The 13335-nt window shown below is 39.7% G+C and carries 12 protein-coding genes; 11 read left to right on the forward strand and 1 reads right to left on the reverse strand.

Going from position 1 to position 13335, the window contains the following annotated elements; genetic code table 11:
* The first annotated feature begins 52 nt into the window (after nucleotides 1-52).
* Genes LQ777_RS09715 through LQ777_RS09755 form a run of 9 tightly spaced genes read left to right on the forward strand, consistent with a single transcriptional unit; the run spans nucleotide 53 to nucleotide 8436 of the window.
* The gene (locus LQ777_RS09715; RefSeq protein ID WP_232562828.1) at nucleotides 53-574 is read left to right on the forward strand and encodes a sugar transferase; all 522 of its coding nucleotides are present in this window, start codon (nucleotides 53-55) and stop codon (nucleotides 572-574) included.
* Between the two features lie 24 nt (nucleotides 575-598).
* The gene (locus LQ777_RS09720) at nucleotides 599-1672 is read left to right on the forward strand and encodes an NAD-dependent epimerase (protein ID WP_232562320.1); all 1074 of its coding nucleotides are present in this window, start codon (nucleotides 599-601) and stop codon (nucleotides 1670-1672) included.
* Between the two features lie 25 nt (nucleotides 1673-1697).
* Entirely contained in the window at nucleotides 1698-2540 is an 843-nt protein-coding gene (locus tag LQ777_RS09725; protein WP_232562321.1) for a glycosyltransferase family 2 protein, read from the forward strand.
* Nucleotides 2497-3756 carry a hypothetical protein gene (locus tag LQ777_RS09730; protein WP_232562322.1) on the forward strand — a complete coding sequence of 420 codons (1260 nt, stop codon included), beginning with the start codon at nucleotides 2497-2499 and terminating at the stop codon, nucleotides 3754-3756. Before LQ777_RS09725 ends, LQ777_RS09730 begins: the two co-directional genes overlap by 44 nt.
* Nucleotides 3731-4927, forward strand: coding sequence for a glycosyltransferase family 4 protein (locus LQ777_RS09735; protein ID WP_232562323.1), 1197 nt, complete (start codon nucleotides 3731-3733; stop codon nucleotides 4925-4927). Before LQ777_RS09730 ends, LQ777_RS09735 begins: the two co-directional genes overlap by 26 nt.
* Nucleotides 4924-6105 (forward strand): glycosyltransferase family 4 protein, encoded by a 1182-nt coding sequence (locus LQ777_RS09740; RefSeq protein ID WP_232562324.1) that lies wholly within the window; start codon nucleotides 4924-4926, stop codon nucleotides 6103-6105. The genes LQ777_RS09735 and LQ777_RS09740 overlap by 4 nt, the downstream gene beginning before the upstream one ends.
* A 5-nt stretch (nucleotides 6106-6110) precedes the next feature.
* Nucleotides 6111-6647, forward strand: a complete 537-nt coding sequence (locus tag LQ777_RS09745) for an acyltransferase (RefSeq protein ID WP_232562325.1) — start codon at nucleotides 6111-6113, stop codon at nucleotides 6645-6647.
* A complete protein-coding gene (locus tag LQ777_RS09750; RefSeq protein ID WP_232562326.1) occupies nucleotides 6644-7738 on the forward strand; it encodes a glycosyltransferase family 4 protein in 1095 nt (364 codons plus the stop codon). Before LQ777_RS09745 ends, LQ777_RS09750 begins: the two co-directional genes overlap by 4 nt.
* An 8-nt stretch (nucleotides 7739-7746) precedes the next feature.
* Nucleotides 7747-8436, forward strand: a complete 690-nt coding sequence (locus LQ777_RS09755; protein WP_232562327.1) for a WecB/TagA/CpsF family glycosyltransferase — start codon at nucleotides 7747-7749, stop codon at nucleotides 8434-8436.
* Nucleotides 8437-8511: 75 nt separating this feature from the next.
* On the opposite strand, the gene LQ777_RS09760 is transcribed toward LQ777_RS09755, so the two are convergent.
* The gene (locus tag LQ777_RS09760; protein ID WP_232562328.1) at nucleotides 8512-9270 is read right to left on the reverse strand and encodes a tyrosine-protein phosphatase; all 759 of its coding nucleotides are present in this window, start codon (nucleotides 9268-9270) and stop codon (nucleotides 8512-8514) included.
* 170 nt (nucleotides 9271-9440) lie between these two features.
* On the opposite strand from LQ777_RS09760, the gene LQ777_RS09765 reads away from it, so the two are divergent.
* Complete coding sequence (locus LQ777_RS09765; protein ID WP_232562329.1) at nucleotides 9441-11090, forward strand: T9SS type A sorting domain-containing protein; 1650 nt, start codon at nucleotides 9441-9443, stop codon at nucleotides 11088-11090.
* A 21-nt stretch (nucleotides 11091-11111) separates the two neighbouring features.
* Entirely contained in the window at nucleotides 11112-13169 is a 2058-nt protein-coding gene (locus tag LQ777_RS09770) for a thioredoxin domain-containing protein (RefSeq protein WP_232562330.1), read from the forward strand.
* Nucleotides 13170-13335 lie beyond the last annotated feature (166 nt).

Genomic DNA, 13335 nt, shown 5'->3' on the forward strand with positions numbered 1-13335 from the left:
CATCTTTGACGTGTGTTTTGCCTTTCTCGTCACCATCATGATTTTGTCCTGGATGATTCCCCTCGTGGGAATCATCATTCGACTAACCTCGGCAGGACCAGTGCTGTACATCCAGAAGCGAACGGGCTATCGGGGAATCGCCTTCAACTGCCTAAAGTTTCGGACCATGACCCATAACCCGGCTGCATCTTTCAAACAAGCAATCAAGAATGACAGTCGGGTAACACCGATTGGTCGATTCTTACGAAGAACCAATCTGGACGAGATGCCTCAATTCTTGAACGTACTGAAAGGCGACATGAGCATTGTAGGCCCTAGACCACACGCGTTGCAACATAGCGCTCAGTTCTGGAACACCATGCCAGAATATAGAAAACGATATCGCGTTAGGCCAGGAATAACAGGACTAGCACAGGTTCGAGGCTGCCGTGGAGAAACAAACGAAGATATCAAAATGGTGCATCGCGTAAAGTATGATCGTTTTTATAATAGGAGAAAGTCTTCATGTCTAGACTTGTGGATTTGTTGGCTAACAATAAAATCTATGGTAAGAGGAAATGCAAACGTGTGGTAAACCAATTTTAACACTACAAGTAAAATGAAAATATTAGTTACAGGAAGCGCTGGGTTCATAGGGTTTCATCTAGTTGAAGCACTAGCATCAACTGAAAATACAATAGTTGGTGTTGATAATATAAATAAATATTACGATTCTAGCCTGAAATATGCTCGTCTAGAAGAAAGCGGTATAAATAAAAGAGACATTGAATGGTATAAAGAGGTTAAAAGTAGCAAGTACATTAACTATAAATTTATAAGACTGAATCTTGAAGATAAAGCTCAGTTGTTAGCTTTATGTGCGAGAGAGCAATTCGATATAATCATACACTTAGCTGCACAAGCAGGAGTGAGATATTCAGTAGAAAATCCTGACATTTATGTACAATCAAACGTTGTTGGTTTCCTGAATATTTTAGAAGTATCTAGATATTTTAAAATAAAACACTTGATTTATGCAAGCTCATCAAGTGTATATGGTTTAAATGAAAAAATGCCATTTAGTATCAATCAGAATGTTGATCATCCAGTATCATTATATGCTGCAACAAAAAAAGCAAATGAGTTAATGGCTCATACATATAGCCATCTATACAATTTACCAACGACTGGTTTACGGTTTTTTACTGTGTATGGACCTTGGGGAAGGCCAGATATGGCATATTTCTTATTTGCTGATTCTATCAGTAAAGGAAAAAATATAAAAGTTTTTAATCATGGTAAGATGAAAAGAGACTTTACGTACGTAGATGACGTAATAAAGGGTATAATCAATATATTAGATTGTCCTGCTAAACCATCATTCGAATGGTGTGGTGAAAAACCAGAACCATCGACTTCAAAGGCTCCTTATAAAATATACAACATAGGAAACAATAATCCCATTGAACTTATTTCTTTTATCAAAGAAATAGAGAAGAATATGGAGGAGACTGCTAAAATGGAAATGTTAGATATACAAGCAGGCGACCTTCCAGAAACTTGGGCAGATATCGATGAATCAACAAATCAATTTAACTATAAACCAGATACTAGTATAGAAACGGGTATTTATAATTTTATAAAATGGTATAAAAAATATTACAAAATAGAGACAGTGGTTGAAGAGTTTTAATTAGCGTTGTTTAAAAAGAAAAAAAATGAAGCAAAATGGACAAATCATAGCAACAGTAATTGTAACTCATAATAGAAAAGAATTGCTTGAGAAATGTATCAATGCTGTAAGAAATCAAACAAAACAAAGTTCTATAATTGTAGTGAATAATGGTAGCACAGATTCTACTAGGCAATGGCTATCGCTTCAAAATGATATAACAGTAATAAACCAAGACAATCTGGGAGGAGCAGGTGGTTTTCATGAAGGGATAAAGTTTGCACACTTAAATGGTTATAAATGGTTATGGATAATGGATGACGATGGATTGCCCGAACATAACTGTTTAGAAATTTTATACAACTTAGCTCTGAAGAATAATGTTTGGTATGTTGCTCCAAATCTAATTGATTTTAATGGTTCGTCACATTTTGAGAGAAAATTTAAAAATTCCGCAAATGAAGTTATATACGATATAGGTGGGCCATTTAATGCAATATTATTAAACGAAAAGTTGATAGATTTAATAGGGTATCCAAATAAAAGTTTTTTTATTTGGGGTGATGAATATGAATATACAGATAGAATAATTGAATTAGGAATAATCACATTAACAGCAAAAGATGCTATACATAAACATAAAAAAACCTCATTTCCAATGCACCGATGCCCAAGGCCCTATTTCTTTATAAGAAATAGGTTTTGGCGATACCGTGTTAACAAAGGTGTTTTCATGAAAAAGCATAATTTAAAATATGAAGCGTGGTGGTATGCTACACACCTATTAATGAAAGGTGCTATCAATATTAATTTTAAACAGGTAAAGGAGGTAATTCACGGGATATATGATGGACTTACAAAAGAGATTAAATCCGACTACTTTAAGTAAAATTTCTATTCGATATAGGTCAAACGAGCGTAAAAATTTAATAATATTGTTAACGTATGTAGCGGCATCAATAAAGTTTTTTAATCCTAGCTTTCTAGCTAATCTAAGCTTTAATATTAATAATTATATTTATGGCGTATTGTTAATATTAATAATTCCGTATAATTATTTATTCTTTATAAAAGTTTATAAATCATATTTCAGTAAGCCGATAAAAATATTAATTTTATCAATTATTCTTGCAATAGCAATGGCAACAGTTTTAAAAAAGCAGTTTTTATTGCATTCAATTTTCGCGACTATTTTCCCAGTAGGAAGTTACCTTACATTCCTCTTTATAACGTACAAAAGGATAAAAACAATCACAGTTGAGAGAGTAATATTAATATTTGGTATTTGTTATATAATACTATATTGTATAAGTTTTATAATGTATCCAATTAAAATATTGCATTTTCAAGATTTTGATGATGAAAGAGGTATTCAAAGAATAATAATTAATGGTATAGGTTTTTTGTTTTTATTCTTTTTTATGTCTATTTCTAAATTTTTTTTAACAAGCAAAGTGAAATGGATTCTTTTTAGTGTAATATCATACACGTGTATATTGGCTACGGCTGAGCGAATGTATATTGCATCTGCAAGTCTGTTAGCTTTTATATTTATTATAAAAAAACAAAACAAATATGTAAGGATAGTTTCTGTTATATGTTTGATTTTTTTGTTTGACTTAATATATAATACACCACAAGTACAGATGCTAATTGAAAAAACAGGTAATGAAGTATCCGTATTAAGTAATTATATAAGATATCAATCTCTTCTATATTTTTTAAATGACTTTCAACAATCGTCAGTAACTTTATTGTTTGGAAATGGATTCGCTTATGGTAATAAAAGTGCCTATGGTTTACAAATGATGAAGCTTCACGATAAATATTATTGGGTTGAAGATTTGGGATTTTTTGGGTTGTATGTTTATCTAGGATTATTGTCCATTATCGCATACTTGGTTATATACTTAAAAATATTCAAGTTGAAACAAGTGAAAGGCTATGAATACGCTTTCTTCTTCATGTATTTTATTGCATTAAATGGATTAACAAATTATGGTACGTATAGCGAAAATTTCGTCATGCCTATAGTACTTTCACTTTACATAATTCAAATTATAAAACATAAATCAATGTATGAAAATCGCGTTAATAGCATATAACTATTCTGAAAGCACTTTGCCTTTAGTTAAGTATTTAGCAGAAAGAAATATTGATGTTGACTACTATTACATTACGTCGATAAAAGATAAAGAATCATACGCTTTTGATTTTAAAAAAACTATATCTAAGCTAGGCATTACACCCATTAATATGGAGTATTCTAACTTAAAGCTTTATTATGAAAAGTATACAGGCATAAGTTTGAATTTGATAAGGCTATTTAGTCGTAACAAAAAATACAAATTTATAAACAGAATATTATTGAAGTTCATCTCTAAAAAAATATCAAATAATAATTATGATATAATAAATTTAGTTGGACAAGATGACTTGTTCGTGTATTTTCATAAGTATTTGAAAAACGAAAAAATAGTGCATTCGTTGCACGAAGTTGCCAATCATTATGTTCAACAAAAAACGAGTTTTAAAATAATAGATTACTTAACAGATAAAGGTAAACATATCATAGTTCATTCAAATAGATCTTATAATCAATTATGTGAAAATTACAAATTGAATAAAGAAAAAGTTTATGTTGTGAATTTCGGTTTATTCGAGACTTATAATTTGTTTAATATTAACGATATTTCACTTGTTAAACGAGAAAAAGGAGAACTATATATATTATTTTATGGTCTATTGAGAAAATACAAAGGATTAAATACATTGATTAATGCAATTTCCCTAATAGATCATCTAACGCCAGATTTACGAATAATAATTGCTGGTCAAGGAGATTGTGATGAGTTGCTTGATATAAATTATAATAATAAGTATATTATTATTAATAAAAAACTCACTAATGAAGAGGTGGCATATTTAAATGTTAATTCAGATGTAGTATTATGCCCTTATACATCGGCGTCACAAAGTGGAATAGTTATGACAAGTTTTGTTTTTAATAGACCAATAGTAGCAAGTAGTTTAGAATCATTTAGGGACGTAATTATTGACGGAGAAAACGGTTTGTTGGTAGAGCCTGGTTCGACACAGTCATTAGCGGAAGCAATTTTGAAGTTGTACAACGATAAGCCGACATTGAAGAAACTACAAAAAGGCGTTGATAATTTTAGTTCTTCAACTGATTACAATTGGGATAATATTGCTTTAAAGACTTATAACATATATAGCAACATAGTGAACGGTAACAATAATCAACGCATGTCATGATTAATAAAATTAACATTTTAGTTCAAAATGTTTCACTTGTGCAAGGAATGGCTGGTACGATGCGAGTGAGGAACCTCTTAGACCCACTAATAGGAAATGACAAGATTATTGTCAGTAATTTGGCATTGACACACACATATGAAAAAGATTTGATAGGAAAAAATGGCATTGCTGATGGAATAAATTACTTATATATAGGCTATAAAAACCCTTTGAACATATTTTCTGTGATAAAGTTTTATGTTGATGGATTCTTATATATTCGAAGTATGAAAAAAGATAATTGTAAAAATATAATTTACAATTATGGTTATCCAGATATAAAAAATATTTTGTTGATCATTTATGCTAAATATCTAAAATATAAAATAGTTTTTGATATAGTAGAAGATAATAGATATGCTACCTCATTCTCTAGTTTTTTGGGATGGCTTAGAATGAAGACATCTATTTATCTTTTGAGGAAAGTTAATTATTTGGGAGATGGAATAATAGTGATATCTTCGCACTTACAGAAGTTGTTAGTTGGTATTGCTGGAAATAATACTACTATTGAATATATACCTATAACTGTAAACTTGGAAAAGTTTGAAGGTAAGAAGAGATTCGATCCTTCGAAGAAGGAGTTTAAAATATTCTATGGCGGTTCTTTCTTTTTAGGTAAAGACGGCATAGAATATTTGATTGAAGCATTCAATATAGTTCAAGCTAAATATCAAAATATTAAATTAGTCTTATCTGGTAAGTCAATAGTTAAAAACGAGTACAACAAGATACAAAAATTAATAGACAGTAATTCTAAGATCATAAACAAAGGATATTTGACTCATGAGCAGTATTATAAAGAATTAAATAGTGCTGATATATTTTGTATGCCAAGAAATAATTCTAAGTTATCTCATGCAGGTTTTCCTTTTAAGCTCGGTGAGTATTTGGCATCTGGAAGGGCAGTAGTAGCTACCCGAGTGGGAGATGTTACAAATTATTTAGTAGACAAGGAGAATTCATTACTTGTTGAACCAGAGTCAGCTGAACAGATAGCAGATGCAATTTTGCACTTATTAGAAAATCCCATATTAATTTCTGAGCTAGGTGATAAAGCAAAGGAATTGGCTAAAAACAACTTCAGTTCTAGAATATTAAGCAAAAAGTTGTACAGTTTTTTAGTTAATATTTGATATATATGAGATTTAGAAAAGTTTTTTATTTTGTTTTGTCTTTAATAAAAGGCACTAGTTATTATGCTAGAAAAGTAGGCGTTAAGGTAGGCCATGATTGTAGATTGTATATTAGAAGATTTGGATCTGAACCCTTTTTAATTGAGATTGGTAATAATGTGACTATCACGAAAGGAGTTACTTTTATCACTCATGATGGTTCTACATGCTTAGTTAAAGATTTAAAAGGTCGAAGATATTTATACAAAAAAATTATTATAGGTAATAACGTTTTTATAGGAATGAATACCTTATTGTTGCCTGGTGTGAGAATAGGTAATAACGTTGTTATAGGTGCAGGAAGTGTTGTCTCCAAATCTATTCCAGACAATACCATTGTGGGAGGAAGTCCAGCTAAGTTTATTACAACCTTTGATTCATATAAGGAAAAAGTTCTTACTTCATGTGTTTCAGATATTGATATCGATTATACGCTTTCTTATGAAGATAGAGTATTAAAATTGTTGGATAATAATTTTAAAAAAAGTTTAATTTCCAAATGAAAGTTTTCATTATATGCACTCAACTTGAAGCAGGCGGTGCACAAAGAGCATCAATTAAATTGTCTCAGCAATTTAGAAACAAAGGTATTTCTTGTGAAAATTTATTTTTGTATAAAAAGCGGGATAGCTTTAAAGGTATTGAACATATTTCTGTAGTTCAAAATAGATTAATCACATCTCCATTAGACTATATATTTATTTCTTATAAGCTTATTAGAAAATTTAAGCGCGACAAGCCTGATGTGGTAATTACCTTCACCCATTATGCAAATATTTTAGGACTTTTGTGCGCATATTTGGCTGGAGTAAAAACTAGAATAGCATCGCACCGTAATCCTAGTTGGGGAGATATGTCAAAACTTTGGTTACAGATAGATGAATTTTGTGCGAAGAGGAGAATATATACTCAAATAACGGCGGTTTCAAAGTCAACAAAAAGTTCTTTTGAATTCTACCCTACACATATTTATGAGCGCATCACAGTAATAAACAATGGTATAGAGGCATTAACATTAAATATTGGAAAAAGAGAAGCTAGACAACAATTAGGTTTACCTATTGATAGTAAGATAATTGGTACTATCGGTAGATTGAGTTATCAAAAAAACCATAAAACATTAATTGAAGCAATGGCAAAAGTAGACACAGGCATTCTTGTCATTGCGGGTGAAGGAGAATTGAGACTGGAAACTTCATTGTTGATTGATAAGCTGGGATTGAATGATAAAGTCATATTACTAGGAGAGATCAGACATGATTATATACCTCTTTTTCTAAAAGCGATTGATTTATTTGTGATGCCATCTTTATTTGAAGGATTAAGTAATGCTTTGATTGAAGCAATGTCTATGGGAGTTCCAGTCCTCACAAGCGACATAGATTCACAGAAGGACGTTGTCATATCTGATGATGGTACCTTAAATGGTATATTGCTGCCCGCTGAAGATGCAGATATGTGGGGCATACAAATAAAGAGCATACTCACCGATAATGACAAATTGTCTTACCTATCGCATCGTTCGTTAGTTCGAGCCTCGGATTTCACTGTTGAGAAAATGTCTAGTGAGTTTTTAAAAGTAATCAATAACTAGTTTAACTTATGGTAAGTAATCCTTGGGCTACTATAATTGGTAAAGTTAAGAATTTTGAAATTGTCAAAGGAATTACATCCTTTGTAAACCCTTATTCAATGCTTGTTTTAAAAAACAATCCAACTATTGCTACAAATATAGATCATTGGCATGTTGACGGTATATCTCTAGTGAAAACTGTTAATAAACACGAATCGAAAAAAATCAACAGGTTCAGCTTCGACGATACGTCTCTTGCTCCTATTGTGTTTAACTTTATTAAAGAGCGTAAGCTAACTTTAGCTATTGTTGGATCTACTCAAGTAAATATAATAGCAGCTGTTGCAATTATAGAAAAAAAATATTCCATTAAGGTAAATTATTTTAGTAGTGGATACTTTGATGATTTAACACAAAGGCAAGAAGTGTTAAATCATATACATAAAAATAATTTTGATTTTGTAATATGTGGTATGGGGACTCCTCATCAAGAGAAGTTCTTGATTGATCTAAAAATGATGGGATGGTCAGGATATGGCTTTACTTGTGGAGGTTATTTGCATCAAATTGCGAAAAAAGAAAACTATTATCCTAAATTATTTGATTCATTAAACATAAGATGGGTTTTTAGAATTATCGATGAACCTAAACTAATTAAACGTTATTTTTATTTATATCCCAAGTTCTTTATTGAATATAGATTAAGACATTTATTGTAAGTAACAAATCAACATTTGTGATGTTCAATATCATTTGGCTATGTTTATTGTCGTAATCTAAAACGAGGTGATATATTACAACGTGCTGTTCAGCAACGTCTGGTCTTCCAACAATTTCATGGTTGATGGTTTGAAGAGCTGTTCCATGGCGGGCAGGTCGTTGGGGCGGTGCATGTCGCTGCCGATAAAGTCAACCCAGTGTTGTTGCAGTAAAAACCTGGCTTGCTTTTCGACCTGGGAGCCGTAGCGGCCGCACAGCGACATCCAGTTCAGTTGAAACAGGCAGCCGGTTTCCCGTATTTTCGCCAGCGCGTTGCGGTCGGCATGGTAGTACTTGTAGCGTTCGGGATGCGCCAGCACGGGAATGTAGCCGTGCGTCTGTATTCGAAACAGAATATCGGGCAGTCGGAGGGGGGCCGACGCCCAGCCGGTTTCAACCAGCAGATACCGTTTTTCGCCGAAGCTCAGCAAATCGTCCTGTTCGAGAAACGACAGGAAAAAATCGTCCAGTAGATACTCGGCGGCTACGTCGATGGTCAGCGGCAACTGGTGTTCAGCAATGAGTTCCTGTACGGCTACCAGCCCCTGCCGAATGTCGGCGGTGCTGTTGGGGTACCAGTCGCGGCTGATGTGGGGCGTGGTGATTACCTTCTGAATACCCCAGTCGGCCAGCTGTTTCAGGCAGGTCAGCGTTTCATCAAGATCAGCAACGCCATCGTCGATGCCGGGCAACATGTGTGAGTGCATGTCAACGCGCCAGTAACAAGCGTCTGCTGTGGGAGCGTGGGCGTCACGAGTCGGAATAAACCGTTGCCAAAAACCTTTAGTAAGCATCTGCTGCAAAGATACGAAGTTAACTGTTATAATGGTTGGTCTATGATTGCATACCCCGGATCGGATGTATAACGACAAACCCGTGCCGTATACTCTTCGTCAACGGGTTCGAAGTTTGATCAATGCCATCGTTTCACCGTTTTTAGATAGTTTTGGCGAAAAATTCACCTATGCGCCTTCAACCTGTCGTTCTTGTCCGGTGTCTGCTCGGTTTGCTGAGTCTGATGACGGCGGATGCGCTGGCCCAGCAAGTGTGTGCTGACCGGTTAACGTTTACTCCCGTCAACGTACCCAATCAGATCAATTGGAGCAGCTTTCCCGACTTTACCCTACCATTTCCGGTTATATACGGCGGTCCGCGTTTTGCCGATTCGCAGGCGAGTCCGTTGCGGCACGGCTTCAGCCACCTGGTTACGGCCAGGGACAACGAAGTGGGGTCACTGGTTACGGCCCGACAACGTGCCAACGTATACTATGGTTTCGCAACCGATATTAACCAGCCGTGGGAAACATTGTTTAGTCCGTGGAACAACGACCTGAACGCATACCGGGCCAAGTGGGACCGCTATCTGTCCAGTCTGGCGAGTGGGCAGAAGAACGCGGCAGGGCAATACATCATTCCGTTCAGTCGGTTTGCGCTTGATATTGAACGCATCCTGCCCAGCGACACGCGGATTCTGGCGCTCAAGCAAAACGCGGCCATTCCCGACACCTACCGGCAATTGTCGGACGCGGCTTTTGTAACGGCTTATAAAACGGCCATGCGGAATCTCTACGCGGAAGGCATCACCTACGTCCGGCAGCATACGGATCTGACCAATACGTCGGTGACCAGCTACGCCGATACGCCCATTCTGAACACGTATCTCAATGTTATCGGCAACACCTGGACCGACTGGACAACGAATTTGAGTCGGGTAAATTACCTCGTGAAAGAGTCGGAAAACAGCGGGGTAGGCGGGCCGTACTACAACCAGCTGGATGCCCTGTCGCCATCGGCCTATTACTACTACGACTACCCGAATCCACTGGCGCGGGATTATTTGCCGTACCTATTATTTCAGGTGGAAGTAAACCGGGCCTGGAGCAACAAACCCGTGGTGCCCTGGGTGTGGATGCGGTATCACGACAGTTCGAGCAGTTACCCAAATTTCATTCAGCCGTTCATGGCCGAAGCAACGGCGATTTTTCCGTTCTTTTCGGGCGCATCGGGGCTTTGGCTGTGGGAAAATCCGTCGTTCGAGCAAACCCGCACGGATACCTACGCGGCTTACGAACACTTCACGCATGGTTTGTACCGGCTGTCGCGCTTCGCCGATATGTTTCAGGGAGCCTATGAGCTGGTGATCGAAACGCCCGCCCGCGATCTGATGGACAAGCAACTACCCGTTTGGCGGGGCGTGGTGAAAGACAACAAGATCCTGATTGCGGCTCATAACTCGTACGCAACCAGCGACGACCAGAAAACGAGCCTGGTTGTGCGGTACAAATCGTGGCAGCGGACCATTGAGCTGACGGGCCGGGAAGTGTACCTGTGTCAGTTCGACATGAGCGCGGTAACGGCTAACGAGCCTATTTTCGCGTCGGTCAGCGTCTCGCCGAACCCTGCCAGCACGGAGCTGACGGTAACTTTCCCCCAGCTACCAAACACCCCGACCGAACTAGAGTTACTAACGATACAAGGTCAGACGGTGGCGAAAAAGACGGTTGCCACCAGTCGGGAAGTGATCGCAACCGCTCACCTGCCCGCTGGCCTGTACGTACTCAACATAAAAAACGAACGTGGAAGCTATACCCAGCGGGTTTTGTTGACCCGGTAGGCTTACTTCTACCTTGCCATCATGCCCAATCAGCTTATCAACGAAACGAGTCCTTACCTGCTTCAGCACGCCCACAATCCGGTCAACTGGTACCCGTGGAATGAGGAAGCGCTCCGCCGGGCCATTGACGAAGACAAACCGATCCTGGTGAGTATCGGGTACTCCGCCTGCCACTGGTGTCACGTCATGGAGCGGGAATCCTTCGAAAAGGAAGAGGTGGCTCGGGTGATGAACGACAACTTTATCTGCATCAAAGTGGACCGGGAAGAGCGCCCGGATGTAGATGCGATCTACATGGATGCCGTGCAGGCGATGGGCGTTCAGGGCGGCTGGCCGCTGAACGTTTTCTTAATGCCGGATGCCAAACCGTTCTACGGGCTTACGTACCTGCCCCAACGCAACTGGATCAATCTGCTGGTCAGCATCCGGGATGCGTACGCCGAGCACCGGGGCGACCTCGAACAATCGGCGGAGGGTTTTGCGCGGGAGCTGAACCTGACCGACGTGGACCGCTACGGACTGACGCAGGGCGACCCGCTGTTTTCGCCCGAAACGCTGGATGTCTTTTACCGAAAAGTAGCCGTAAAAGCCGACGACGAAAAAGGCGGGATGCGTCGCGCACCGAAGTTTCCGATGCCGAGTGTCTGGCGGTTTCTGTTGCGCTACTACGATACTACGGTCGCTACGGGCGCGGGTAACGACGCGGCTTTGCACCAGGTCCGAATCACCCTCGACCGGATGGCCCTCGGCGGCATCTACGATCAGCTCGGCGGTGGTTTTGCCCGCTACTCGACCGATGCGGACTGGCTTGCGCCCCACTTCGAAAAAATGCTTTACGACAACGGGCAACTGCTGACCTTATACGCCGAAGCTTACAGCCTTACCAAAAGTCCGCTGTACCGACACGTTGTCTACCAGACGATTGGCTTTGCGCAACGCGAACTGCTCAGTCCGGAGGGTGGCTTTTATTCCGCGCTCGATGCCGACAGTGAAGGCGTAGAAGGCAAGTTTTATACGTTTACCACCCCGGAGCTGCGTAGCATTCTGGGTGATGACTACGGCTGGTTTGCGGAACTGTACAACCTGACCGAAGAAGGCAACTGGGATCTGGGACACGGTCAACCGAGTACGAACATTTTGCACCGCACTGAGTCCGACGAGTCGTTTATCGAACGCATGGGCTGGACAATGGCCGATCTGAACGTGCGGCTGGATGCGACCCATACGCGGCTGTTGCGCGTGCGCGACCAACGCATTCGACCGGGCCTGGACGACAAGATTCTGTGCTCCTGGAACGGGTTGATGCTCAAAGGGCTGGCAACGGCTTACCGCGTGTTTGGCGAACTGGAGTTCCTGACGCTGGCCCTGCGGCTGGCGTATTTCCTGCTGAAAAACATGCGCGATAGTCGCAACGGTCGTTTGTGGCACACCTACAAGAACGGTCGTGCCCGGCAGGCGGGTTTCCTGGAAGATTATGCCGCCGTGATCGACGGACTAGTGGCGCTTTATCAGGCTACGTTTACCGAAAACTGGCTGTCGGAGGCTGACCAGCTAACGAAATACGTGCTGACCAATTTCACCGACCCGGACCCGGCATCCGACGACCTCCTTTTCTTTACGGACAAAAATGGCGAAGAACTGATTGCCCGGCGGAAAGAACTGATCGACAATGTGATTCCGTCGTCGAATTCGATCATGGCCGAAAATCTATACACGTTGAGTTTGCTGCTGGACCGTCCCGAATACGCCGAGCGAGCCGACCGGATGGTAGGGCGGGTGCAGTCGTTGATTCAGCAAAATGCCGATTACCTGACCAATTGGGCGGCCTTGTTTGCCCTGCGTGTCCGGCCAACGGCGGAGATTGCCATCGTCGGACCCGAAGCCGAATTAGTCCGTCAGGAACTGGATGCCGAGTTTTACCCGAACAAAGTGCTATGTGGTACCACTGGAAAAGGTGATTTGCCCCTGTTGCAGCATCGCGGACCGATTGACGGAAAAACCGCCCTGTACGTTTGTTACAACCGCGCCTGTCAATTACCCGTTACGAGCGTCGCGGAGGTGTGGAAGCTGCTTCGGTAGGCTCATCTTTTCAAAAAAGGGTGGTGTCGGTTTCTCAAAACTGACACCACCCTTTTTTGAAAAGACGGTTTAGGAAGTAAATTCAGTATATAAAGGGGGAGGTGTCAGGTTTGAGAACCTGACACCTCCCCCTTTATATACTGACGCTGCAACAGCATCATTCGCC

It is taken from the genome of Spirosoma oryzicola (assembly GCF_021233055.1).
In the GTDB taxonomy this organism is placed as follows: Bacteria; Bacteroidota; Bacteroidia; order Cytophagales; family Spirosomataceae; genus Spirosoma; species Spirosoma oryzicola.